The 24,821-nt window shown below is 63.4% G+C and carries 20 protein-coding genes; 13 read left to right on the top strand and 7 right to left on the bottom strand.

Annotated features, from left to right (window positions below):
• Nucleotides 1-34 precede the first annotated feature (34 nt).
• Entirely contained in the window at nucleotides 35-499 is a 465-nt protein-coding gene (locus AB0I57_RS05070; protein WP_358330682.1) for an Lrp/AsnC family transcriptional regulator, read from the bottom strand.
• A 105-nt stretch (nucleotides 500-604) separates the two neighbouring features.
• Between AB0I57_RS05070 and AB0I57_RS05065 the strand changes: the two genes are divergently transcribed.
• Both AB0I57_RS05065 and AB0I57_RS05060 read left to right on the top strand, forming a co-directional pair.
• Complete coding sequence (locus AB0I57_RS05065) at nucleotides 605-2,143, top strand: aldehyde dehydrogenase family protein (RefSeq protein WP_358330679.1); 1,539 nt, start codon at nucleotides 605-607, stop codon at nucleotides 2,141-2,143.
• A 30-nt stretch (nucleotides 2,144-2,173) separates the two neighbouring features.
• On the top strand, nucleotides 2,174-3,178 hold the full coding sequence (locus tag AB0I57_RS05060; protein ID WP_358330677.1) for an acyl-CoA dehydrogenase family protein: 1,005 nt from the start codon (nucleotides 2,174-2,176) through the stop codon (nucleotides 3,176-3,178).
• Here the strand turns inward: AB0I57_RS05060 and AB0I57_RS05055 are convergent.
• Complete coding sequence (locus tag AB0I57_RS05055) at nucleotides 3,175-3,711, bottom strand: LiaF domain-containing protein (RefSeq protein WP_358330675.1); 537 nt, start codon at nucleotides 3,709-3,711, stop codon at nucleotides 3,175-3,177. The genes AB0I57_RS05060 and AB0I57_RS05055 overlap by 4 nt on opposite strands.
• Nucleotides 3,712-4,160: 449 nt before the next feature.
• A complete protein-coding gene (locus tag AB0I57_RS05050) occupies nucleotides 4,161-4,772 on the bottom strand; it encodes a helix-turn-helix domain-containing protein (RefSeq protein ID WP_358330672.1) in 612 nt (203 codons plus the stop codon).
• Between the two features lie 65 nt (nucleotides 4,773-4,837).
• Between AB0I57_RS05050 and AB0I57_RS05045 the strand changes: the two genes are divergently transcribed.
• Both AB0I57_RS05045 and AB0I57_RS05040 read left to right on the top strand, forming a co-directional pair.
• A complete protein-coding gene (locus AB0I57_RS05045; protein WP_358330669.1) occupies nucleotides 4,838-5,794 on the top strand; it encodes an NAD-dependent epimerase/dehydratase family protein in 957 nt (318 codons plus the stop codon).
• Between the two features lie 399 nt (nucleotides 5,795-6,193).
• Nucleotides 6,194-7,129, top strand: coding sequence for a hypothetical protein (locus AB0I57_RS05040; RefSeq protein ID WP_358330666.1), 936 nt, complete (start codon nucleotides 6,194-6,196; stop codon nucleotides 7,127-7,129).
• An 85-nt stretch (nucleotides 7,130-7,214) separates the two neighbouring features.
• Here AB0I57_RS05040 and AB0I57_RS05035 read toward each other — a convergent pair whose 3' ends face one another.
• Both AB0I57_RS05035 and AB0I57_RS05030 read right to left on the bottom strand, forming a co-directional pair.
• On the bottom strand, nucleotides 7,215-7,943 hold the full coding sequence (locus AB0I57_RS05035; protein ID WP_358330664.1) for a hypothetical protein: 729 nt from the start codon (nucleotides 7,941-7,943) through the stop codon (nucleotides 7,215-7,217).
• A gap of 135 nt (nucleotides 7,944-8,078) precedes the next feature.
• Entirely contained in the window at nucleotides 8,079-8,810 is a 732-nt protein-coding gene (locus AB0I57_RS05030; protein WP_358330661.1) for a hypothetical protein, read from the bottom strand.
• 217 nt (nucleotides 8,811-9,027) lie between these two features.
• Between AB0I57_RS05030 and AB0I57_RS05025 the strand changes: the two genes are divergently transcribed.
• From AB0I57_RS05025 to AB0I57_RS05000, 6 genes are all read left to right on the top strand, one after another.
• Complete coding sequence (locus AB0I57_RS05025) at nucleotides 9,028-13,536, top strand: ATP-dependent helicase (RefSeq protein ID WP_358330658.1); 4,509 nt, start codon at nucleotides 9,028-9,030, stop codon at nucleotides 13,534-13,536.
• Between the two features lies 1 nt (nucleotide 13,537).
• On the top strand, nucleotides 13,538-14,293 hold the full coding sequence (locus AB0I57_RS05020) for a DNA-formamidopyrimidine glycosylase family protein (protein ID WP_358330656.1): 756 nt from the start codon (nucleotides 13,538-13,540) through the stop codon (nucleotides 14,291-14,293).
• Between the two features lie 173 nt (nucleotides 14,294-14,466).
• On the top strand, nucleotides 14,467-15,006 hold the full coding sequence (locus tag AB0I57_RS05015; RefSeq protein ID WP_358330654.1) for a MaoC family dehydratase: 540 nt from the start codon (nucleotides 14,467-14,469) through the stop codon (nucleotides 15,004-15,006).
• Between the two features lie 2 nt (nucleotides 15,007-15,008).
• Entirely contained in the window at nucleotides 15,009-16,214 is a 1,206-nt protein-coding gene (locus AB0I57_RS05010; RefSeq protein WP_358330651.1) for a CoA transferase, read from the top strand.
• Between the two features lie 8 nt (nucleotides 16,215-16,222).
• The gene (locus tag AB0I57_RS05005) at nucleotides 16,223-17,386 is read left to right on the top strand and encodes an acyl-CoA dehydrogenase family protein (RefSeq protein WP_358330649.1); all 1,164 of its coding nucleotides are present in this window, start codon (nucleotides 16,223-16,225) and stop codon (nucleotides 17,384-17,386) included.
• 365 nt (nucleotides 17,387-17,751) lie between these two features.
• Nucleotides 17,752-18,288: a hypothetical protein gene (locus AB0I57_RS05000; RefSeq protein WP_358330646.1), complete on the top strand. Its 537-nt coding sequence runs from the start codon at nucleotides 17,752-17,754 to the stop codon at nucleotides 18,286-18,288.
• Here the strand turns inward: AB0I57_RS05000 and glpD are convergent.
• Nucleotides 18,266-20,008 carry a glycerol-3-phosphate dehydrogenase gene (gene glpD / locus AB0I57_RS04995; protein ID WP_358330644.1) on the bottom strand — a complete coding sequence of 581 codons (1,743 nt, stop codon included), beginning with the start codon at nucleotides 20,006-20,008 and terminating at the stop codon, nucleotides 18,266-18,268. The two genes, AB0I57_RS05000 and glpD, sit on opposite strands and share 23 nt — an antisense overlap.
• Before the next feature lie 50 nt (nucleotides 20,009-20,058).
• On the opposite strand from glpD, the gene glpK reads away from it, so the two are divergent.
• Both glpK and AB0I57_RS04985 read left to right on the top strand, forming a co-directional pair.
• On the top strand, nucleotides 20,059-21,552 hold the full coding sequence (gene glpK / locus AB0I57_RS04990) for a glycerol kinase GlpK (RefSeq protein WP_358330641.1): 1,494 nt from the start codon (nucleotides 20,059-20,061) through the stop codon (nucleotides 21,550-21,552).
• A gap of 492 nt (nucleotides 21,553-22,044) precedes the next feature.
• Nucleotides 22,045-22,425 (top strand): hypothetical protein, encoded by a 381-nt coding sequence (locus tag AB0I57_RS04985; protein ID WP_358330638.1) that lies wholly within the window; start codon nucleotides 22,045-22,047, stop codon nucleotides 22,423-22,425.
• Nucleotides 22,426-22,833: 408 nt separating this feature from the next.
• Here the strand turns inward: AB0I57_RS04985 and AB0I57_RS04980 are convergent, their stop codons facing one another.
• A complete protein-coding gene (locus AB0I57_RS04980) occupies nucleotides 22,834-24,237 on the bottom strand; it encodes an NAD(P)H-quinone dehydrogenase (RefSeq protein WP_358330636.1) in 1,404 nt (467 codons plus the stop codon).
• A 115-nt stretch (nucleotides 24,238-24,352) separates the two neighbouring features.
• Between AB0I57_RS04980 and AB0I57_RS04975 the strand changes: the two genes are divergently transcribed.
• The gene (locus AB0I57_RS04975; RefSeq protein WP_358330634.1) at nucleotides 24,353-24,814 is read left to right on the top strand and encodes a gamma-glutamylcyclotransferase; all 462 of its coding nucleotides are present in this window, start codon (nucleotides 24,353-24,355) and stop codon (nucleotides 24,812-24,814) included.
• The last annotated feature ends 7 nt before the right edge of the window (nucleotides 24,815-24,821 follow it).

The raw sequence follows: 24,821 nt of genomic DNA, 5'->3' as shown, positions 1-24,821 counted from the left end.
TGGTGTCTAGTCAGCAAGATATCCGTCGAACAGTTCACGTATCGAAAAATGTTTGCAAGATGATCGTGCTACGTGTGTGTACGTTGGCCGTGGCACGAATCTCTTGCAACAGGTGTTCCAACTCGAGCGGCGAGGAGACACGCACGAAGAGCACGTAGCTCTCGTCACCCGCCACGGAGTGACACGCCTCGATCGCGGAAATGTTCCGCAACCTGGCGGGCGCATCGTCGGGCTGCGACGGATCGAGAGGGGTGATGGCAACGAACGCGGAAAGCCCCTGTCCGAGCGCATCCGGATCGATTTTCGCGGTGTACCCGCGAATCACCTTCCTGGCCTCGAGTCTGCGTACCCTGGACTGCACCGCTGAGATCGACAACCCCGACTTCTCGGCGAGCGTCGAGAGAGTCGCCCTACCGTCGGCCACTAGTTCCTGCATCAATACCCGATCGATCTCGTCGAGAGGAGGAGGGTTCGTGTCGCCGCGAGAAGATTCCACCACCAGCGAAGGTTAACGCAGCCAGGGTTCATCATGTTTGAAACGACGGAGCACCACCCCCGCGTCACCGCGTAGTCCATCCGCGAATGAGACGCGAATGAGACGCGAATGAGAGAGGACGACACCGTGAACCTTCCCGCCCCCGAACAACTGTCCCGACGCGCCGAGGAAGCACTGGTCAAGTGTGGAGCCAAGCTTGACGATGCCGAAGGCGCACTCGTGGCACGCACACCGATCACCGGCACCGCCTTACGTACCGTCGCAGTCAGCGACGCGGAAGACGTGGATCGGGCGATTGCGGCAGCACACGAGACCTTCGTGCAGTGGCGTTCGGTGCCTGCTCCCCAGCGCGGAGCTGTGGTTCGCCGTCTCGGGCAGCTGCTGACTGAGCACAAAGCGGACCTTGCCGAACTCGTCACACTCGAGGCGGGCAAGATCCCCTCCGAGGCGCTCGGCGAAGTGCAGGAGATGATCGACATCTGCGAGTTCGCGGTCGGTCTGTCACGTCAGCTGTATGGCAAGACGATGGCGTCGGAACGGCCCGGCCACCGTCTGATGGAGACGTGGCACCCTCTCGGGGTTGTCGGGGTCATCTCCGCATTCAACTTCCCTGTGGCGGTGTGGTCGTGGAATACCGCCCTGGCTCTGGTGTGCGGCGACACCGTGGTTTGGAAGCCGTCCGACCGGACTCCACTGACCGCGACAGCGTGCGACGCCCTGCTTGCGAGGGCCGCTCGCGACGTCGGCGCGCCCGCCGGGATCCACATGCTGGTCCAGGGGGCGGCGGACGTGGGTGAGCGCCTCGTAGACGACAGTCGTGTTGCTCTGGTCAGTGCGACCGGATCGGTACGAATGGGCCGCACCGTAGGGCCTCGGGTTGCCGCCAGATTCGGCAGGTGCCTGCTCGAACTCGGTGGCAACAACGCTGCGATCGTGACTCCGTCCGCCGACCTCGATCTGGCCGTACGCGGCATCGTCTTCTCGGCGGCAGGCACGGCAGGCCAGCGCTGCACATCACTGCGACGGTTGATCGTGCACAATTCCGTCGCCGACGAAGTGGTGGAGCGCGTAGCTGCTGCATACGGCCAACTGAAGATCGGGAATCCGTTCGACAATGGTGTCCTGGTCGGCCCATTGGTGAACCACCTGGCGTTCGAGGCAATGCAAACTGCCCTGGACAAGGCGCGAATCGACGGTGGAACCGTGGTGTGCGGTGGTGAACGCCGCAGCGAATTCGGCGATGGCCGCTACTACGTCTCGCCGGCATTGGTGCGAATGCCCGCACAGACGCCGGTAGTCAAGGAGGAGACGTTCGCTCCAATCCTCTACGTCCTCACCTATGACGAGTTCGACGAAGCGGTCGCGCTACACAACGCGGTGCCGCAGGGACTTTCGTCCGCGATCTTCACCACGGATCAGCGCGAGGCCGAGCGGTTCCTCTCCACTGACGGCTCGGACTGCGGCATCGCGAACGTCAACATCGGCACCTCCGGTGCTGAGATCGGCGGGGCGTTCGGCGGCGAGAAGGAGACCGGCGGTGGACGAGAGTCCGGCTCCGACGCCTGGAAGGCTTACATGCGCCGCGCAACGAACACCGTCAACTACTCCGACGAGCTGCCGCTCGCCCAGGGAGTCGAGTTCACCTGACCGATCCGGTCACCGGCTACCCTCGAGGAGGTGACGAACTGGACCGAGAAGGCGCATGAGATCGCCGAGAACATTCTGTTCCCGGTCGCCGACAGAGTCGACGCCGACGGACGGATCCCCGACAGCCATTTCGAGGCCCTCGCCGACGACGGCTTCTACGGACTCGCGGCGGCCGATAGGGCGGACGTGACGCTGCCCGTCCTCGTCGAAGTGTTCGAAACGTTCGTGGGCGGGTGCCTCGCCACCACCTTCACGTGGATGCAGCATTACGGAGTGGTCGCAGGGCTTTCCCGCTCACCCAACTCCGGCCTGCGCAATCGATACCTCGACGGTCTGATCGAGGGAACCATCCGCGCAGGTGTGTCGATGGCGGGCGCTATCCCGGAGCCGCCGCTGCTGTGGGCCAAGCGTGTTGGCGATCGATACGTACTCGACGGGATCGCACCGTTCGTCACCGGGTGGGGAATCATCGACCTGCTCCAAGTGTCGGCGCGCAACAAGGTGGAGGACTCCATCGTGAACGTGATCATTCCCGCTCAACCGCAGCGCGAGCTTGCCGCCGAGATGTTGCCTCTCATCGCTGCGCGAGGTTCCAACACCGTTCGCTTGCAGTTCGACGGGTTGACCGTGCCAGTTGACCGGGTAAACACTGTCGTCACCCCGGAAGAGTTCACGAAGAGCCAGCTGTTCGCGATGTGGCTCAACGGGTGTATGGCCTTGGGCATCACACGCCGTGCCATCACCGAACTGGCGGCGCTGGGCAGCAATACCGATCCGTTCGAGAAGCAAGCGGCCCGGGTGCGCGTCGATCTCGATGCGGCACTGGAAGGTCGGGCGGACATCGCCGAAGCACGCGCGCACGCGTCGGAGCTAGCGGTCCGGACCGCGACGACGTTCGTCACCGCGAAGGGTAGTTCCTCGCTCATCGCCGGGAACACTGCGGAACGTCTCATGCGCGAAGCGACATTCACGCTGGTCGCATCAGGTCGGCCCGCCATCAAGTCCGCGTTACTCGAGCGTCTGAGCCACGACTAGCGCGTGCGCACCTTCAGATCACCGAACAGCGAGTACGACACGACCCGGATCGTCGGGGCACCGGGGCCGGGATCCTTTGCACCGGAACCTAGTTCGCGGTCGCCGAAGACAGTGAATCCACCCAATTCGACATGCACGCCTTCCGGAACGGTGATGGTGCTGTCTCCGAACACCGAGGCGAGGGTTATCGTCGAGATCCGGGCACCGATCACTGCCGACCTCAGGTTGAGCTTCACATCCCCGAACACAAGCATCACCAGTGTCTGAACAGCGAGCGACCAGCGACCGGAACGCTTGATGTCACCGAAGATTCCGATGATGGTCGACTGAGGTCGCGATACGGGCGACATTGCCACATCAACGGAGGCCAACCCCCTCAGACGCTCGACACTGACGTCGCGCGACCACACGATCGCAGCCTGCTCCGAGTACTCCTCGAGTGTCAGCTGTCCTTCGCCCACCGCCTTCTCGAGGCGGGTCTGTGCGGATTCACGGAGTCGGTCGATTTCGCGGCTGTCTCCTGCGGCAGTCATGGCAAGACTGTAGCCGATCCGGCCGTCGCACATGCGCACTCGTCCATGGTGCGGGACATGCGCCTGGGAAGCACAGACCCTGCCGAAGCAAGGCGAACCGATCACCAGGTGGCACTGGTTTCACGTCGCGATGTCGGCAACTACACGGGTAGGACCGCTGAGAGTGAAGACGGTGCACGGTTGCTGTCAGCCAGTCATACCGATGAACGACTGCATATCTCCCTCAGACCAGCTGACCCCTTCCCGGACTTCGGTCACGACGCTCCCGGATATACCCGGAATCGAGGGGCTGGGTGCCAGTTCCCCCGCATCGTGCGGCGATGAATACAACTGTCGCACAGGGCAGTCCGGTAACTATCGTGCCGAGTCGATTTCGCCAGGGGAACCACTCCTGGTAGATATCGTCGTCTTGTAGAGGGAACATCATGCCGGCGCGATAGCCGTGCCGCTCACCCCCCTAGACCCGCCGCGCGGGCTAGTACGTCGACCACCCAGCGCTCGTATTCCTCGGGGCTCCAACCCCGCTCATCGACAAGCAGGATGTGGGTCTCGGGGGTCAGCAACGCCAGCCCGACGTCGACGATGCGGTCGATGTCGAGGTGGTCGACCTTGTCCGCGAGAGCGGTCGTCAGGTGCCGGAGCACCATCTCGTGGTGCTCACAGGTGCTCGCCCACAGTTGCGCGACTTCGGGATCCGCTCCGGCCGCGGCCCGCACAGCAAGCAACACGGGCGCGGCGCGATCGAGTATCAACCGTGCACCATGAGTCTGAATACGTAACTGAGACAGAGGATTCGGCTCCGCAACCGCCTCGGCTACCCACTGCTGCGCCAGCGTCGAAGTCGGCTCGTCGTCGCCGGCAATGGAGACGTCGAGCAGAGCTTCGAGCACACTGCGCTTGTTTCCGAACACGAAGTACACCGTCTGTACGGCGACGCTCGCCTCGGCGGCGATGGCTTTCATCGTGGTAGACGCATAGCCGGTCGTGGTGAACAGGGTGCGGGCGGCGGTCAGGATCTTCTGACGTGCCGGCGTCTTGTCGTCCTCACTGGGTGTTGCCACATCCTGAAGTCTAACTCTAGAGTGACGCACTAGAGCGTTACTCTAGTTTCTGAAAGGCGGGCGGAATGACGGAATCGGTGTTGGTCCTCGGCGGATATGGCGCGGTCGGAAAGCACCTGGTCGAGAAGCTGCGGGCGGCGGGGGTCGAGGCGCTGGCAGCGGGCCGCGACCCGGCGCGCGCGGATCGGGTGATAGACCTGGCAGACCCCACCTCCTTGGCCACCGGGTTGGACGGAGTATCCGTGGTCGTGAACTGCTCCGGCATCGAGGACCCCGCCGTGGCCGCGGCGGCTGCCGCGCGGGGGATCCCGTTCATGGACATCACCTCCACCTACGAGTACCTGCAGCAACTCGAGCAGATAGATGGTCCGGTCCTGCTCGGTGTCGGAATCGCGCCCGGGCTGACCACCCTGCTCGCTGTCGAGGCGGCACAAGGAGGCGGGCCGGTGGACGTGGCGATCGGGTTCGGGGCGGGCGAGGGTGGCGGGCCTGCATCCACGGAGTTCACGTACGGTCTGTTCGGAAAGCGCTTCGCGGACCCGGACGGGTCGCAGGTGCGGAACTACACCCGTCCCAAGAGTTTCGAGCTTCCCGCGCAAGCGGGATACCCGCGCTTCCCGTCACTGCGAGCGGACTTCGGCGATCAGCACCGGCTCACCGCCGACCTCGGGGTGCCGGTCCGCAGCTACCTGCGGCTCGACTCCCGGCTCGCCACGGTCGGGCTGGCCGCGCTTACGTGGGTGCCGCGGCTCGCCGCACTGCTGCCGGACGGTGACATGCCCGGCGGCGACGGCTGGGTAGTCGCGGCGCATGGCGGCTCCGGGCAAAGCCACTGGGCCACCGGACACGGCCAGTGCCGAGCGACGGCGGCCATCGTCGCGGAGATTGTGCAGCGCCTGCTGCGCGATCCGATCGAATCACCGATCTGGATACACGACTGGATCAAACTCGACGATCTGCGGGAGCCCCTCGAAGCGGCCGGCGTCGAGTTCGGCACCGGAATAGCAGCAACGTCCGGGTAGTCGAGCCCGTCCAGGCCGGGACTGGGGCAACCCGCTCCCAGGTCGCACATCCGTGCTGCAGGTGGTCGCCAATAGTCGCGCGACTTCGGGATCTGCTTCGGCCGCGGCCCGCACCGCCAGCACAGCAGGCGCGGCGCGGCGCGGTCGAGTATCAGCCGCGTACATCGGTCTGAGTACCCAACTGGGACAGTGGGTCCCGATCCGTGATCGCCGCTTTCGTCGCGGTCCACGCATAGCCGGTCGTGGTGAACAGGGTGCGGGTGGCGCTCAGGATCTTCTGCCGCGTCGGCGTCTTGTCGTTCTCACTCGTTGGTCCGAACTCGCCGTTGTCACGTCCCGAAGTCGAGGTCTAGAATTTCGCATCGGAGTTATTCTCTGATGCGCTTGGAGGCGGTCGGAATGGCGGAATCGGTGTTGGTCCTCGGCGGGTCTGGGGAAGCAGGAAAGCACCTCGTCAAGATACTGCGAGCAGCGGGCGTCGAAGCGCTGGCGGCGGGCCGCAACCCGGCGCGCGCGGACCGGGTGATCGACCTATCCGATCCCTCATCCTTGTCCACCGGTTTGGATGGGGTGTCCGTAGTGGTGAACTGCTCCGGCATCGAGGATCCCGCCGTGGCGGCGGCGGCCGCAACACGCGGGATCGCGTTCACGGACATCGCCTCCGACTACGACTACTTCCAGCAACTCGAGCAAGTGGAGGGCCCTATCCTGCTCTGCGCTGGGATCGCACCCGGGCTGACCACCCTGCTCGCTGCCGAGGCAGCCCAGGGCGGTGGGCCAGTGGACGTGGTGATCGGGTTCGGGGCGGGCGAGCTAGGTGGGCCGGCATCCGCGGAGTTCTTCAACGGGCTGAGCCGCAAGCGCTTCACGGACCCGGACGGGTCGCAGGTGCGGAACTACACCCGGCCCAAGCTTTTCAAGCTTCCCGCGCAAGCGGGATACCCGCTCTTTCCGTCACTGCGTACAGACTTCGGCGACCAGAACCAGCTCACCGTAGATCTCGGCGTCCCGGTACGCAGCTACCTACGGCTCGATTCCCGGCTCGCCACCGTCAAGCTGGCCGCACTCACTTTGATGCCACGACTCGCGGCGATACTGCCGGATATGCCCGGCGGCGCCGTCTGGGTGATCGCGGCACATGGCGGCGCTGGGCAATGCCATTGGGCTGCAAGTTACGGCCTGTACCGGGCAACGGCGGTCCTTGCGGCGGAGGTAGTGAAGCGGCTATTGGACAATCCGGTCGAGTCACCGACCTGGATACACGACTGGATCAAACTCGACGATCTGCGGGAGCCCCTCGAAGCTGCCGGCGTCGAGTTCGGCACCCGACTATAGGCAGCGGCACGGGAGCCGAGATGGAAATACCCGAGCGGGGTGTACTCCATCTCGGCCGAGCAGGCCTTTCCTAGGACGAACCCAGCTAGCCTGTCGAGTCCGGAACCGGGGCAACCCACTCCCACGTCGCGCAATCGGTTGTGGTGAAAGTCGTGTCGGTGGGTTCGATGATCACCGCCGACGCCACCTGGTCGCCGAAAAATGGATCGATCTCGTAACCTGTCTCGAAATTCGGCCCTACTCGTTCCCAGTCACAGTCCTGGTCGATGAGCCCGGGATTCTGGTAGATGCCCGGCTTGACGGTGCCGAACAACCCGTTACCCACGTCGAAGGTGCCTTCCCCGGGAATGGAGGGCTTCCCGAGGCTGCCCAACGACCCATCCGAGCCTGTCGTGTCCGGGACCGGGGCAACCCACTCCCACGTCGCGCAATTGTCCGTGAAGAATTCGGTGTCGGTGGGCTCGATAATCACCGCCGTTGCGTACTGGAACGGGTCCACGGCGTTGTCGAAGGGGGAAAATCCATCGATCAGTGGACCGGTACGCGCCCAGAAGCAGCTCGTATCCGCAATGCCAGGGTTCCGGTAGATGCCCGGCTCGACCTCACCGGCACTCACGTCGAAGAGGCCGTCCCCTGGAATGGTGGGCTTCGCGGGGCTGCCCAACGACCCCAAGTCGCCGAGGCTTCCGAGAATTCCAGAACTTCCATCACCGGCACTTCCGAACAATCCTTGAGCGGACGCGACGCCACCCGCGGCGGTAGCCAGTGCGAGGGCTGAGATAGCTGCGATGATGCTCCTGGTTCTGTTACGCACGTCGTCTTCCCCTACCTAGTAGATGAGACTTCCTGGACGTCAACGGAAAAGGCCGTGCAGTTCCTGTCCGTCGATAGCGCTCGAGACGGCCCGCATGTCGGTAATGGCGATGCCCGCCGTGACGGCTGGTCGGACCTACCCTGTCGAGCCCGGGACGGGGGCAACCCACTCCCACGTCGCGCAGCCGGTCGTGGTGAACGTCGCATCGGTCGGTTCGATGATCACCGCCGACGCCACCTTCTCCCCGAGAACTGGCTCGAGTTTCCAACTTGTATCGAAGTCCGGCGCCACGCGCTGCCAGAAACAGGCCTGGTCGACTACCCCGGGATTCTGATAGATGCCCGGCTCGACCTCACCGGCACTCACATCGAAGGTGCCGTTTCCTTCAATGGTGGGCTTCTCGAGATTGCCCGTCGACCCAGCCGACCCTGTCGAATGCGGCACGGGGGCAACCCACTCCCACGTCGCACAACTGTTCGGGAAGAATTCGATGTCGGTGGGTTCGATGATCACCGCCGTTGCGGCCTGAAACGGGAGGTTTCCATTGAACGTTTCACCGCTTGAGGCGATGAGTGGGTTCTCGCGGTACCGAAAGCAGGGCTCGTCAGGGATGCCAGGGTTCTGGTAGATGCCCGGCTTGACGGTGCCGTCCAACCCGTTACCCACGTCGAACAAACCGTCCCCCGGGATGGTGGGCTTTCCGAGGCTGCCCAACGACCCGAAGTCACCGAAGCTTCCGAGAACTCCTGAACTTCCCGCCTCACCGGCACTTCCGAACAATCCTTGAGCGGATGCGACCCCACCCGCGGCGGTAGCCAGCGTGAGGGCTGAGATAGCTGCGATAATGCTCCTGGTTCCGTTACGCACGTCGTCTTCTCCTAGCCAAAAGAGTGGATGAGACTTCTTGGACGTCAGCAGAAAACCGTTTCAACGGCAAAACCATACAGTCCAAATCCGTCGGTGACGCTCGAGACACTCCGCGTGTCGGACAATAGGAAATCGACGCCCACCGACTCTCATCGCAGATCGATGATCAGCGCCAATCGTGCAGGGATCTGTCGTACCCCCAGGGCAGTATGGAGGGGTGACCGACGTCCTGAGCAGGTTCTCCGCCGCCACACGCGAGTGGTTCGACGGTGCGTTTCCCGCGCCGACGAACGCGCAACTGGGGGCGTGGGAGTCGATCGCCAGTCGAGCCCACACATTGGTCGTCGCACCCACCGGGTCCGGCAAGACACTGTCGGCGTTCCTGTGGTCTCTCGATCAACTCGCCGGCTCCAGCGAGAAGAAGCGGTCGACGAGTGTCCTGTACATCTCGCCGCTGAAGGCCCTCGGTGTCGACGTCGAGCGCAACCTGCGGGCACCTCTCGTCGGCATCACACAGACCGCAAAGCGACTCGGCCTCACGCCGCCTGAGATCTCGGTTGGCGTGCGATCAGGTGACACGCCGCCCGGCGCGCGGCGCACTCTGATCAAGAACCCGCCGGACATCCTCATCACCACGCCCGAATCACTGTTTCTGATGCTCACGTCCGCGGCGCGCGAGACATTGACCCGTGTGGACACCGTCATCGTCGACGAGGTGCATGCCGTGGCAGGCACCAAGCGCGGTGCGCATCTGGCACTGTCGTTGGAGCGCCTGGACCGGCTTCTGGACAGGCCCGCCCAGCGCATCGGTCTGTCGGCAACGGTGAGGCCCCACGAGGAGGTGGCCCGGTTCCTGTCCGGCTCGGCACCCGTCCGTATCGTGGCACCACCGTCACCGAAGACGTTCGACCTCACAGTCCGAGTGCCGGTCGAGGACATGACCGAACTCGGCCTCGCCGAACCCGCAGACGACTCCGCTTCGAAGACCCCACAGTCGGGATCCATTTGGCCGCACGTCGAGGAGCAGATCGTCGACCTGGTCCTTGCCCATCGCTCGTCCATCGTGTTCGCCAATTCGCGGCGTCTCGCCGAGCGACTGACCGCACGACTCAACGAGATCTACGCCGAACGTGACGGGAACGCCGTCGACAAGAACCCGAAACCGGCCTCTCAGATCGGCTCCCCGTCCGAGGTCAATTTCGGCGCCGATACCCTGCTCGCCCGCGCGCACCACGGGTCGGTCAGCAAGAACCAGCGGGCTCTGATAGAGGACGATCTCAAATCGGGCCGACTGCGTTGCGTTGTAGCGACAAGTAGCCTGGAACTCGGAATCGACATGGGGGCAGTTGATCTCGTAGTTCAGGTGGAGTCACCACCATCCGTGGCCAACGGTCTGCAGCGTATCGGTCGCGCCGGACACCAGGTCGGGGAGATCTCCCGTGGCGTCGTATTTCCCAAACACCGTACCGATCTGGTGCACTGCGCAGTCGCCGTCGAGCGCATGGTGACCGGCAAGATCGAGGCCCTCGACGTGCCCGCCAACCCGCTCGACATCCTCGCGCAGCACACCGTGGCCGCCACTGCGGTCGAGCAGGTCGACGTAGACGACTGGTTCGAAACAGTCCGGCGCAGTGGGCCCTTCGCAACCCTTCCCCGGTCTGCGTTCGAGTCGACCCTCGACCTCCTCGCCGGCCGCTATCCGTCCGACGAGTTCGCCGAACTCCGTCCACGTCTCGTGTGGAACCGGGAGGCGAACACCCTCACAGGGCGCCCCGGCGCCCAGCGCCTTGCCGTTACGTCAGGCGGCGCGATCCCCGACCGCGGATTGTTCGCGGTGTACATGGTCGGCGAGAAGGCCTCGCGCGTAGGTGAACTGGACGAGGAGATGGTCTACGAGTCGCGAGTGGGCGATGTCTTCGCGCTCGGTGCCACCAGCTGGCGAATCGAGGAGATCACCTTCGACCGGGTGCTGGTCAGCCCCGCCTACGGGCTCCCAGGACGTCTGCCCTTCTGGCACGGGGACGGCCTCGGCAGACCGGCTGAACTGGGCGAGGCGTTGGGTCAATTCCTTCGGGAGGTCTCACTCGGGCACGAGAACGAGGTCCAAGAACGCTGCCGCACCGGTGGACTCGATCAGAACGCCACCGTCAACCTCGTTCAACTCGTTGCCGAACAGAAGGCGGCAACCGGGCAAGTGCCTACCGACCGCACACTGGTGGTCGAACGGTTCCGCGACGAGCTCGGCGACTGGCGCCTGATTCTGCACTCACCCTACGGTCAACGCGTCCACGCGCCGTGGGCTCTCGCGGTAGGTGCCCGACTCGCCGAACGTCACGGGCTCGACGCCAACGCCACCGCGTCCGACGACGGCATCATCGTCCGCCTTCCCGACACCGAAGACCAACCGCCGGGCGCCGACCTGTTCGTCTTCGACGGGAATGAGATCGAGGATCTCGTCACCGAACAGGTGGGAGGATCGGCGCTGTTCGCGTCACGATTCCGGGAATGCGCGGCGCGAGCGCTGCTCCTACCCCGCAGGACTCCCGGAAAACGCGCACCGCTGTGGCAACAGCGGCAGCGTTCGGCCCAACTGCTCGACGTGGCCCGAAAATATCCGACCTTTCCCATCCTGCTCGAGACGGTTCGCGAGTGCTTGCAGGACGTGTACGACCTCCCGGCTCTGAAGGATCTGTTCGGCCGTCTCGAACGGCGCCGGATCCGCATCGTCGAGGTGGAGACGCAGTCGCCCTCACCGTTCGCCGGCGCCCTGCTGTTCAACTACGTCGGCGAGTTCATGTACGAGGGCGACAGTCCTCTCGCTGAACGGCGCGCTGCAGCGTTGTCGCTGGACTCGACGCTCCTCGCTGAACTTCTCGGCCGGGTCGAACTGAGAGAGTTGCTCGACGCCGACGTCATCACGCAGGCCGAGAACGAACTGCAGCGACTACTCCCCGAACGTAGGGCCCGTGACCTCGAGGGGGTCGCAGATCTGCTTCGGATGCTCGGTCCACTCACAACCGCCGAGATCGCCGAGCGCTCAGCAGAAGATCCGGCCCCGTGGCTCGAGGAACTGACCCGCGCCAAACGAGTGCTGCCGGTGTCGTTCGCCGGAACCGACTGGTGGACAGCGATCGAGGATGCGGCGCGCCTCCGGGACGGCCTCGGTGTGCCCCTACCGATCGGCACCCCGGCAGCGTTCATCGAGCCGGTCGACGACCCTCTCGGCGACATGATCAGTCGCTACGCCCGCACCCACGGACCATTCACTCTCGCGGATGCCGCCGCTCGGTTCGGTCTGGGAACCGCGGTCGCGCGGGACGTCCTCCAGCGCCTGGCTCTCGATAATCGGGTGGTGGAAGGCGAATTCCGACCCTCCGCGACGGGTAGCGAATGGTGCGACGCACAGGTGCTACGACGCCTCCGCAGGCGTTCGCTTGCCGCTGCCAGGCAGGAGGTCGAGCCGGTCAGCACAGCGGCGTTCGGACGGTTCCTGCCGAGCTGGCAGCACGTCGGCGGCACACTCCGTGGAATCGACGGGGTCGCCGCCGTCGTCGACCAGCTCGCGGGCTTCCCGGTACCGGCGTCGGCACTCGAATCACTGGTTTTGCCGTCCCGTGTGGCCGACTACTCCCCCGCCATGCTCGATGAACTCACGTCCACAGGCGAGGTGTTGTGGTCCGGAGCAGGCAATATCTCGGGCAAGGACGGATGGGTGTGTCTGCATCCCGCCGACTCGGCACCACACACGCTCGCGGCGCCCGGCGAAGCGGAACTGTCGGACGTCCAGCAGCGCGTTCTCGACACCCTGGCCGGTGGTGGTGCCTACTTCTTCCGGCAGCTGTCCGAAGCGCTCGACGATGTCGACGACAGCACACTGGCCACTGCTCTGTGGGAACTGGTGTGGCTCGGGCGAATAGGGAACGACACCCTCGCCCCGGTGCGTGCGCTCCTGTCCGACACCTCCCGTACCACCACCAGCCACCGTTCGCCGCGTCGGCCTCCCCGCGCCCGTGCGTATCGGCACCTTGCGCTACCGGTACGGACGGCGCCGCCCACCGTCGGCGGTCGCTGGTCGATTCTGCCCGATCCCGAACAGGATCCGACGCTGCGCGCGAGCGCAACCGCGGAACTGCTGCTCGAACGGTATGGGGTGGTGACGCGTGGATCTGTGATGGCAGAGAACGTGCCGGGGGGATTTGCGCTGATGTACAAGGTGCTCGGCACCTTCGAGGACAACGGGCGCAGCCGCCGTGGACATTTCGTCGAGACTCTGGGCGGCGCCCAGTTCTCCACACCGCCAGTGGTGGACCGCCTGCGCAGCTACGCCGAGTCCCTCGAAGGCAAACACACCCGCCTCCCCGCCGTCACCCTGGCCGCGAGCGATCCCGCCAACCCGTATGGTGCAGCATTGCCGTGGCCGAGGCGGGGCGACGATTCTCCCGGGCACCGCCCAGGCCGCAAGGCAGGCGGATTGGTGGTTCTCGTGGAGGGAGAGCTGGTTCTGTTCGTGGAGCGCGGTGGACGGACGGTACTGACGTTCAACGACGATCCCGGCGTGTTGCGGACGGCAGCAGCGGCTCTCGCTGGCATTGTCAAGCGAGGCGGGATCGACAAGATCGTGGTCGAGAAGGTCGACGGCCGCACCATTCACGGTAGCGACTTCGCACCCGTACTCACCGAGGCCGGCTTCTCCCCCACCCCGCGCGGATTCCGGCTGCGAGCCTGACATGCCCGAGGGTGACACCGTCTGGCGCACCGCCAACGCACTGCACGAAGCCCTTGCCGGGCACGTTCTCACCCGGTGCGACATCCGGGTCCCGCGGTACGCCGTGATCGATCTGTCCGGGCAGGAGATCGACGAGGTGGTCAGCCGGGGTAAACATCTGCTGATCCGCGTGGGCGACCACTCCATACACACCCACCTGAAGATGGAGGGCGCATGGCACATCTATGCGCCCGACTCCGCCTGGCGAAGGCCCGGGCATCAGGCGCGGATCGTCCTCGCCACCGAGCATCGGGTGGCCGTCGGGTTCTCACTCGGAATTACGGAGGTTATCGCCCGCGACGCGGAGGCCTCCGCAATCGGGCCCCTCGGCCCGGACCTTCTTGGCCCCGACTGGGATACGAGCACTGCGGTCAGGAATCTGCTGGAGGCCGGCGAGCAGCCGATCGGCCTCGCCCTGGTCGATCAGCGCAACCTCGCAGGCCTCGGCAACCTCTACCGAAGCGAGGTGTGCTTCCTACGCGGTGTCCACCCGTTCACTCCGACAAGCGAGGTAATCGACCTGCCGGCGATGGTTATCCTCGCCCATCGCATGATCCACGCCGACAAGAACAGTCCCCACAGGCACCGCCCGTGGGTATACGGACGCGCTGGAAGAGGCTGCCGCCGTTGCGGGACGGTAATCGAAGGGCGCGAACTCGGCCTACAGCTCATCTATTTCTGCACTCACTGCCAACGTAGTCCTGCCCGCGCTTCTTGAATCGTGCACCGGCCCAGACAGGCCACGGAGCCACGGAGCCACGGCCGAATGTACTTCCCACCAGGTCCAGGATATTTCTATTATCGTACATTTCGGGCCAAGGGTATCTTTACATCGTATATTTTCTCGAAAAGTGCTTGAACACCAAATATCCGATACATACACTCGCGGTTGTGGATGAGCGTTCCGAAGCGCCAGCGAACATCAAACAAGGGTGGCAGGGCCGTTTCTACGAGGATTTCGAAGTCGGCGACGGCTATCAACATCCATTAGGGCGGACGATCAGCGAAGCTGATAACACCTGGTTCACTTTGCTGACGATGAACACCAATCAGGCCCACTTCAATTCCGAGGTCGGAAAGGCCTCGGAATTCGGAAAACCCTTGGTGGTCTCGACCCTGACAATCGCCATCGCCATCGGCCAATCGGTTACCGACACCACCCAGAACGCGTTCGCCAATCTCGGTCTGGACAAACTGGTGCTCACCCACCCGGTTTTCGTAGGCGACACCCTGTTTTCCGAGTCGCTGGTGCTGGCCAAGCGAGAGTCGGCGAGCCGACCACAGGCCGGGATCGTCACAATCAAGACGCGAACCCTCAACCAGGACGGCGACGAAGTCCTTCGCTTCGAACGCACCTTTTACGTGCACAAGCGGGGGGCCGATCGCGCCCGCAGCGTCTTCCCTCGAGCCAAAGAGCCGCTGGAGCCCTGAGCATGCTGCCTCTAGAGGACATCCGAATCATCGCGGTGGAACAGTATGGTGCGGGCCCGTTCGGGTCGCTGCAGCTTGCCCACTTGGGCGCTGACGTGATCAAAGTCGAAGACACCTCAACTGGTGGGGACATCAGCCGCTACGTGCCGCCATACGCCGAGGGTGAAGACTCGCTCTTCTTCGAAACCTTCAACCGAGACAAGCGAAGCATCTGTCTGGATCTGCGAAATCCCAGCGGCCGGGCAGTTTTCGAGGACCTGGTTCGACAAGCTGACGCGGTCTACTCCAACTTGCGCGGCGATGTACCGGCCAAACTGCGCATCCTCTACGACGACCTCAAACACATCAACCCCAAGATTGTCTGTTGTTCCTTGTCGGGGTTCGGCATGACCGGACCCCGCGCCTCCGAGCCTGGATATGACTACGTACTGCAGGGCTACGCAGGTTGGATGTCGCTCACCGGAGACCCGGAAGGACCCCCCGAGAAGACCGGCATCTCCCTCGTCGACTACAGCGGCGGTTTCGTCGCGGCACTGTCACTGCTGGCCGGTGTGCACGCTGCGCGCCGCGACGGCATCGGCATGGACTGCGACGTCAGTCTGTACGACACTGCTATCGGCCTACTTACCTATCTGGGCACCTGGCACATGACCGAGGGCTACACGCCGCAGCGCTTGCCTCGATCGGCGCACCCCTCGTTGGTGCCTTTCCAAGCCTTTCCCGCCCAGGACGGCTGGCTGGTCATAGCCTGCCCGAAGGAGAAGTTCTGGCACCGCCTTGTCGACGTCCTCAACCAGACGTCCCTGAAAGATCCTCGGTTCGCGACGTTCACCGGTCGAGCCGCCCATCGCACCGAACTGGAAGCCATCATGGACTCGGTGCTGGCCACCCGCTCCGTGGAGGATTGGATCCTGGCACTACGCGAAGCCGGTGTGCCGTGTGCACCGGTCAACGACATCGCCGCGGCGCTGACCGACGAGCGCACCATTGCCCGCGACATGCTCATTACCACTGACCATCCTCGGTTCGGCACGGTTAAACAAGTGAGTTCGCCAGTGCGCGTCGGTCCGGTTCCCCGCACCCACCGTCGAGCACCACAGCTGGGTGAACACAACAGCGAGGTATTGCGGACCCTGCTCGATTACGACGACGCCGACTTGGCTCGCCTCACCCGTGACGGCGCGTTCGGTTCCCGGCCAAACCCCTAGGAAAAACAATGGATTTCGAGTTCAGTCCTGAGCAGCGCCTCTACCGCGACACGATCCGATCCTTCGTGAACAAGGAGATCGTTCCCGTCGCTCGCGCCTGGGAGCATGCCGGCCGGTATCCCACAGAGATTGTGGAGAGCATGAAGAAGTTGGGACTGTTCGGTCTTCTGGTCCCCGAGCAGTACGGTGGCATGGGCGTAGACGCGGTGTCCTTCGCGGTCACCTTCGAGGAGATCGCTCGCGGATGGATGGGCATCGCCGGCATTCTTGGTAGCCACTCGCTGTCCTGCTGGATGATCGCCCACTACGGCACCGACGAGCAGCGGCGAAAGTACCTGCCGGAGTTGGCAAGCGGCGCTCACCGCACCGGCATCGCTCTGACCGAGCCCGACGCGGGAACCGATCTGCAGAGTATTGCCACCACTGCACGCCTCACAGACGACCACTACGTTGTCAATGGCACCAAGATGTGGATCACTAACGCACGCCACGCCGACCCCCTGCCAGTCTTGGTCAAGACCGATCCCACGGCATCACCCTCCCATCGCGGCATGAGCATCCTTCTCGTGGATGCCGACACCAACGGCTTCCGGGTCACCAGGGACATCCCCAAGCTCGGGTACAAGGGAACAGAGTCTTGCGAGGTGGTGCTCACCGATGCCCGGGTAGATCGCTACCAACTCCTCGGGGGAGTCGAGGGCAAGGGCATGCAGCAAGCGCTGTCTGCGCTGGAGAGAGGGCGAATCAATGTGGCGGCGCGGGCTGTCGGGGTAGCGCAACGCGCGTATGAGGAAGCACTACAGTACTCCCGAGACCGCACCGCGTTCGGCCACCCGATCGCCGAATTCCAAGCCATCCAATTGCAATTGGCAGAAATGGCGACCCGCGTGCAGAGCGCTCGGCTGTTGACCTATTGGGCGGCGTCGCGCCTGGACGCCGGCCATCGGGCCGACGTCGAAACCGGCATGGCCAAAGTGATGGCCTCCGAGACAGCACTGTACTGCTCTCTGGAAGCGATGCGGATACACGGAGGCTATGGCTATTCCCAGGAATTCGAAGTCGAACGCCTCTACCGCGACGCCCCACTGATGGCTATCGGGGAAGGCACCAACGACGTGCTACGCACTGTCATCGCAAAGTCCCTTGTCGCAGGCAAAGCCGTGGTCGGCTAGAGGTTCACTACTCCGATAGTGCATGCTCCACATTTTGAGGGCCTCTTGACAATCTCGTCCCGAACACCGCTCGGCGAGTTCCAGAATGATCCGGCACAGGTCTTCGAAGTTGCGCGCCCGATCGAGGGGTCGGCCATCCCATCCTTAAAGGGTCGGGATGGCGCCGATGAATACTTGGTCAATTGCCAGGAAACTCACAGAAAGCCTCAACGGAATTCACGGGTTTCAGGAGAATACTCGGTCACATGGAACTCATCGCTGTGTCAACCCTCATCGTCATGGCAGTCTCGAGAGTAATCGCTGCCCACGCCCCCAATTCTCTGGTCCGGACCCACTGACTCCCCCGCCGTGTAATGCTCTGAGGCATGGCGTGGGATCCTGCGAGTCTCTTCAATCGTCCGACTCTGGATAGCAAAAATGCGTTAACGCCCGAGCACGCGTCAAGCCGCATCAGCGCGTACATCTACGGCAACATCCTGGTGTTGGCGGCTCTCATTCCCGTCACGCAGTCGCAGGAAACACTGGGTATCGCCATCGTGGTCGGTACCGCCCTGTCCACGTTCCTCGCCCACACGTTCGCCGAGTCCGTCGGCCAGACACTCCGGCTGAACAGATCACTGACGAGTACCGAACGCAGACGAGAACTCCGGGACGGCCTGCCTATCCTGACGTCAGCGGCGGTGCCCAGCCTTATCCTCGCAACCGCGCTCCTGGACTGGCTCGAACCGGCAACTGCGCAGTTGACCGCCGAAATCGTGATAATCGCCCGTATCAGCTCGACCAGCTACGTCGTCAGCCGCCTACGCCAAGAGAAGGTGACTCTGGGTACCCATTTGGCGGCGTTCACTCTGGCAGTCATCGCGGCCGCCATCGTCGTGGTCAAGGTTTTTCTGACCCACTGACCGGCGGCTCGAGCAGTTCTACCCGCGACTCGGGAGCTGCAGCCCTCAGCGCATCGGCAGACAGGTCGTCCGGCTGTGCCTGCGACTTCACTTCAGCCTCGACGCGGGCCTTGTAGGTGTTCACCTCGTGGTCGATGGTGTCGGCGTCCCAGCCGAGTATCGGGGCCACCAGTCGCGCGACTTGTTCGGCGCAGTTCACACCTCGATGTGAGTACTCGATCGAGATCCGCGTCCGCCTGGCGAGAATGTCATCGAGATGCAGAGCTCCTTCCGCAGCCGCCGCGTATACGGCCTCGACCTGCAGATAGGCGGGAGCATCGGTGAGAGGTTGTAGTAGTTCAGGTCTACCTTGGGCCTGGTCGAGGACCTGGCGGATCAGCGAGCCGTACCGGTTGAGCAGATGTTTGACTCGGTACGGATGCAGTCCATAGGTCTCACCGAGATGGACGGTCTGGTTCATCAAGGCGAAGTAGCCGTCCGCACCCACCAATCGCACCTTCTGCGTGATCGACGGTGCCACCCGAGCCGGGATGTCTTCCGCCGCAATGTCCACCGCGTCCTTCGCCATGACGCGGTAGGTGGTGTACTTGCCGCCTGCGATGGCGACCAAGCCTGGGGCGACGCGCGCGACAGCGTGTTCGCGCGAGAGCTTCGACGTCTCGGCGCTCTCCCCCTCTAACAGCGGACGAAGGCCCGCATAGACCCCGTCGATGTCCTCATGAGTCAGCGAGGTCACCAGTACCTGGTTGACGTGACCCAGGATGTAATCGATGTCGACCTTCGTCGCCGCTGGATGTCCGAGATCGAGATTCCAGTCGGTATCGGTGGTCCCGATGATCCAGTGATTCCCCCACGGAATCACGAACAGCACCGACTTCTCCGTGCGGAGGATGATCGCGGCATCGCTCACGATTCGATCCCGCGGAACCACGATGTGCACACCCTTGGACGCGCGAACCCGGAATCGACCGCGCTGACGGGACAGCGACTGGATCTCGTCCGTCCACACCCCGGTCGCGTTGATGACGGCGTGCGCCTTCACTTCTGCGGAGCGGCCGTCCTCGCAGTCCCGCACGCGCACACCCGACACCCGATCGGACTCCCGAAGGAATCCGACCACCTGCGTCGACGTCCGCACAACTGCCCCGAAGTGCGCCGCGGTGCGGGCAACCATCATGGTGTGCCGAGCGTCATCGACTACCGTGTCGAAGTATTCGATGCCACCGACCAGCGAACTGCGCTTGAGCCCCGGCGCCATGCGCAATGCGCCCGCCCGAGTCAGATGTTTCTGCGCTGGAACAGATTTGGCTCCGCCCATCCGGTCGTAGAGGAAGATTCCCGCTGCCAGATAGGGCCGCTCCCATAGCCGATGAGTGATCGGGAACAGGAACTTCAACGGCTTCACCAAATGTGGCGCAAGAGTCGTCAGCGACAGTTCACGCTCCCGCAACGCTTCCCGCACCAAACCGAATTCGAGTTGTTCGAGGTAGCGCAGTCCTCCGTGGAACATTTTCGACGAGCGACTCGAGGTTCCGGACGCGTAGTCCCGCGCCTCCACCAACGCCACCTTGAGCCCACGAGTGGCCGCATCGAGTGCGGCACCTGCGCCGACCACACCACCACCGATCACGACAAGATCGAATTGCTCATCTTGCAACTGGTCCCATGCAGCATCACGCTCTCGAGGACCGAGGAACTGCACACCTGGCTGATTACTCAACGCGGGCTCCTGTGAGATCGCTACGGATTCATCTCCAGGCTAGTAGCTTCATGCGTGTGATTCAGTACATCGCCGCAATAGACCAGGGCACCACCTCGAGTCGGTGCATGATCGTCGATCATGCCGGCGCCGTGGTCAGCGTCGCCCAAATGGAGCACCAGCAGTTCTTTCCACGAGCGGGATGGGTCGAGCACGACCCTCGGGAACTGTGGACCAACACCCGCAAGGTAGTGCCGTCCGCCCTCGCGAAGGCGGATCTCACCGAGCGCGACATCGGTGCGGTTGGTATCACGAATCAGCGCGAGACCACTGTCGTGTGGGACCGCAACACCGGGGAACCCGTATATAACGCCATAGTCTGGCAGGACACGCGGACCGACGAACTGTGCGCAAAGCTTGGTGGCGATCAGGGTCCCAGCCGCTATCGCGAGCGCACCGGGCTTCCGCTTTCGACGTACTTCTCCGGGCCCAAGGTCCGATGGATTCTCGACAACGTCGACGGCGCACGCGAGAAGGCCGACGCCGGGAATCTGTGCTTCGGCACGATCGACAGCTGGATTCTGTGGCATCTCACCGGAGGCGCCCACCTGACGGACGTCACCAATGCGTCCCGCACCCTGTTGATGAATCTCGAGACGCTCGAATGGGATCCGCAGATCTGTGCCGATTTCGGTATTCCGATGTCGATGCTGCCCGAAATCCGCAGTTCCTCAGAAGTCTACGGAGTCGGACACCCCCAGGGGCCGCTGCCCGGCATCCCTGTGGCGGGAATCCTCGGCGATCAGCAGGCAGCTACGTTCGGGCAGGCCTGCCTGTCGGCGGGCGAGGCCAAGAATACGTACGGAACAGGCAACTTCCTTCTTCTCAATACTGGGACCACGCCAGTACCCAGCAAGCACGGGCTCCTTACCACCGTCTGCTACAAGATCGGTGACGCACCTGCCGTCTACGCACTTGAAGGATCCGTCGCCGTCACCGGGTCGCTAGTCCAGTGGTTGCGCGACAATCTGGGAATAATCCAGTCCGCCAAGGAGATCGAAGAGATGGCGAAGGCAGTCGACGACAACGGCGGAGTCTACTTCGTACCCGCGTTTTCTGGTCTCTTCGCACCCCGCTGGCGACCCGATGCGCGCGGTGCCATCGTCGGGCTGACCCGGTTCGCGAACAAGAGCCACCTGGCCCGCGCTGCCCTCGAGGCCACCGCGTACCAGACGCGCGAGGTAATCGAAGCGATGCGTGCCGATTCCGGAGTCGAACTCGCCTCACTCAAAGTGGACGGCGGCATGGTCGTCAACGAACTTCTCATGCAATTCCAATCCGACATCCTCGGGGTTCCGGTCATCAGGCCCACCGTCAAGGAGACGACAGCCCTCGGAGCTGCATACGCGGCCGGGCTCGCGGTTGAATTCTGGGAGAGCGGGGCTGATATCCGCAAGAACTGGGCCGTCGAAAAGACCTGGGAACCCAGAATGAACGAGGCCGAGTCCTCCCGGCTCTACGCCGAGTGGAACAAGGCCGTCGAACGCACCTACGACTGGGCCTGAGGGGAGGATTCTCTCGGCTTGTGGTCTATCGCCTGATCACCACTGGCAAAAGGTGCGTCGTCCAATGGACAACCTTCGACCGAGCGAAAACATGTGTTGTCTCATTGAATAGGCGTGTAGCCAGATCCCTCTACAGCGCTGAAACTCGACGCCGAATCATATTGTGTTCGAACCTGATCCATGATCCGCGACAGAAGCCCCGGTCCCCATCGACACGATCCGCTGATACCCATCACAGACGATGGGTTCGGTAGTCGCGCAGCCTGATTGAACACCCGCGAACTGCCCCATGCCACCGGACATTTTGGCCATTTCAAGCAGACTCGGCGTACTCCACCGGTCGAGGTTACGCCTACCGCAAGGTAGCAATCGAGCGGAGGATCGCCCCCTCGGCGTCCACGCGGAGCGAGTCAACATCCGGTACTTTCACTACGCGAAAGGATCAAGATCGGACCCTTTGACAGGTCGAGCGCCGCGATTACTGTTGGCGCCATGCCAGTTCCGAAAGCCCTAATGCTCATTGCTGCCACGTTCGCTGCAACCACGATGTTCGGCCCCGCGGCCCATGCGGCCTCCCCAATGGGATCCCTTGGCACCGAGGTGGTCCCCCCTAATGCAGACGAGACCCTAGAAGTAGGCCGTGACATCATGCCGGGCACCTACACCACCACCGGGGCAGCCAATGAAGGAACGTTCTGCCGCTGGCGAGTCACCGACGCCGAAGTCGCCATTCGAGACCAAGGCCAGACCGACTCGGAGCAAGTCACGCAGACTGTGACGATCATGCCTACCGACTCCTTCTTCCAAACCCTTCGCTGCGCGGCTTGGACGAGTCCCGGACCCTTCGGCTCACTGGGTAGCGTTATGAACTGACCGCACGACCGCCCAAGCGCACCGGGTTCGGCACGGACTTTGCCGTCCGAGACCTGCGGATTCCTTTTCTCGACAAAGGATCTCGAGCCCTCTGCCTCTCGCCTCGCATTCGATGGCGGATGGACATCTTTCTCAATTGCCCTGAACGGACTTCCTCGGAGCCAATCGTGCCCAACCGCCGAGACGTAGATGCGGGAGTATGGCCACCTGGGTATCGCAGTCAGCGTTCTCGATAGCCGACGAAACCGACTGCGCTGGTTTCTTCGTCGACTGCCACTTCATCTCTTCGCGCATGCATGACAGAGGCTGTGGCATCGCCAATACGTCCATGCCACAGCCTCTTGGGATCCCCTCATAACCGCTCGGAGTCGAGCGAACTGCGCATTTCCCGCAATTCAGGAATCGCGATCAACTCAGGTCGTCGTGCCGCATCAACTGCCGGGCAGCCTCGGTGATCGACCCCGTCAATGACGGGTACACCGAGAAGGTTGCGGCCAGGTCGTTCACAGTGAGGTTGTTCTGAACTGCGATCGCAATGGGGAGAATCAACTCCGACCCGTTTGGCGCTACCACCACACCGCCGATCACCACGCCGGTGGCGGGACGGCAGAAGATCTTGACAAAACCTCGGCGCAACCCGGACATCTTCGCGCGCGGGTTGGTGTTCAGCGGGAGCATCACGGTACGGGCCAGCACCTCTCCCTCATCGATCGAGGCCTGGCTGACGCCCACTGTGGCGATCTCGGGCCTCGTGAACACCGCCGATGACACCGTCTTGAGCTTGATCGGGCTGACGCCCTCACCAAGAGCGTGGTACATGGCGATCCGGCCCTGCATCGCAGCGACGGAGGCCAATGGAAGGAGACCCGTGCAATCGCCCGCCGCATAGATCCCGGACACCGCCGTTCGCGACACGCGATCCACGCGCAGATACCCACTCTTGTCCAATTCGATGCCGACCTTCTCGAGCCCGAGGCCCCGAGTATTCGGGATCGAGCCCACCGTCATCAGGGCGTGGCTGCCCTCAACGGTCCGGCCGTCAGTGAGCACGACGTCGACGCCGTCTTCGGTGCGCTTCACGAATTCGGCTCGGGCATGTTTGACCAAGGTGACGCCCCGTTCGGCCAGGACGTCCTCCAGCACGAGGGCGGCGTCCGCGTCCTCATGCGGCAATACGCGGTCCCGGCTGGACACGAGCGTCACCTTCACGCCCATCTCGGTGTAGGCAGACACGAACTCGGCACCCGTCACACCGGAGCCGATGACGACGAGGTGGGAAGGGAGCTCCTCGAGGTCGTAGAGGTCGCGCCAGGTGAGGATGCGCTCACCGTCCGGCTCCGCACCCGCGATGATGCGTGGACTAGCGCCGGTCGCGATGAGAACGACGTCGGCGTCGAGTGTCTTCTTCTCGCCGTTGCCCAAGGTGGCACATACTTGGTGAGACGCCATTCCGGGCAGCGGGTCGGTGATCTCGGCAGTGCCGGAGAGCAGTTCCACGCCCACCGTCTGGAGGCGCGTACGGATGTCGGCCGATTGCGCCTGAGCGAGGGTCTTCACACGTGCGTTGATCTTCGGCAACGCGACCGTGGCCTGCTCCGGATCGAGCGCGATGCCCAGGTCGGTCGCGCGGCGCATGTCGGTGCGCACACCGGTGGATGCAATGAACGTCTTGGAGGGCACGCAGTCGAATAGAACGCAGGCGCCGCCCACTCCGTCCGAATCGATCAAAGAGACGGATGCACCGTGCTGTGCGGCCACCAGCGCTGCCTCATATCCGGCAGGTCCGCCACCAATGATCACAATTCGGGTCATCTGTCCTCCAATTCGACGCTGACCAGGGTCTCCGGTCGGCTGTACAGGCAGTTGCGGCGCTTTTTGTCGTGCACCGCATGCAACAGATTACTAGCCACCGTTTAGGCTTGTCGTCGTGCCAATTTATGCCGCCTACGGGTCGAACATGGATCCGGAGCAGATGTTGCAACGCTGCCCGCACTCGCCGATGGCGGGAACGGGATGGTTACATGGCTGGCGCCTGACGTTCAGTGGCGAGGACATAGGCTGGGAGGGCGCGCTCGCCACCGTCGCCGAAGACTCCGATTCCAAGGTGTTCGTCGTTCTCTACGACGTATCCGATGTGGACGAGGCGAGGCTGGACCAATGGGAAGGCTCGGAACTCGGCATCCACAGGAAGATTCGCGTAAGAGTGGATGCTGCGGGCGAATCGGTGCTGGCCTGGCTGTACGTTCTCGACGCCTACGAGGGTGGCCTGCCGTCGGCACGTTACCTCGGGGTGATGGCGGACGCCGCAGAGATCGCCGGGGCGCCTGCCGATTATGTACGTGACCTGCGCACCCGCAACAGCCGCAACGTCGGACCCGGCAAGGACTAGGCCAGAA

The sequence above is a fragment of the Rhodococcus sp. NPDC049939 genome, assembly GCF_040656415.1.
Lineage (GTDB): Bacteria > Actinomycetota > Actinomycetes > Mycobacteriales > Mycobacteriaceae > Rhodococcus_F.
This window is presented reverse-complemented; position numbering and strand designations above follow the sequence as displayed.

Bases quoted from the DNA above. Each gene is read 5' to 3' on its own strand.
- AB0I57_RS05045 (WP_358330669.1), top strand. From the start codon at position 4,838: ATGACGGAATCGGTGTTGGTCCTCGGCGGATATGGCGCGGTCGGAAAG.
- AB0I57_RS05040 (WP_358330666.1), top strand. From the start codon at position 6,194: ATGGCGGAATCGGTGTTGGTCCTCGGCGGGTCTGGGGAAGCAGGAAAG.
- AB0I57_RS05020 (WP_358330656.1), top strand. From the start codon at position 13,538: ATGCCCGAGGGTGACACCGTCTGGCGCACCGCCAACGCACTGCACGAA.
- glpK (WP_358330641.1), top strand. From the start codon at position 20,059: ATGCGTGTGATTCAGTACATCGCCGCAATAGACCAGGGCACCACCTCG.
- AB0I57_RS05055 (WP_358330675.1), bottom strand. From the start codon at position 3,711: ATGACTGCCGCAGGAGACAGCCGCGAAATCGACCGACTCCGTGAATCC.
- AB0I57_RS05010 (WP_358330651.1), top strand. From the start codon at position 15,009: ATGCTGCCTCTAGAGGACATCCGAATCATCGCGGTGGAACAGTATGGT.
- AB0I57_RS05000 (WP_358330646.1), top strand. From the start codon at position 17,752: ATGGCGTGGGATCCTGCGAGTCTCTTCAATCGTCCGACTCTGGATAGC.
- AB0I57_RS04980 (WP_358330636.1), bottom strand. From the start codon at position 24,237: ATGACCCGAATTGTGATCATTGGTGGCGGACCTGCCGGATATGAGGCA.
- AB0I57_RS04985 (WP_358330638.1), top strand. From the start codon at position 22,045: ATGCCAGTTCCGAAAGCCCTAATGCTCATTGCTGCCACGTTCGCTGCA.
- AB0I57_RS05065 (WP_358330679.1), top strand. From the start codon at position 605: ATGAGAGAGGACGACACCGTGAACCTTCCCGCCCCCGAACAACTGTCC.
- AB0I57_RS05005 (WP_358330649.1), top strand. From the start codon at position 16,223: ATGGATTTCGAGTTCAGTCCTGAGCAGCGCCTCTACCGCGACACGATC.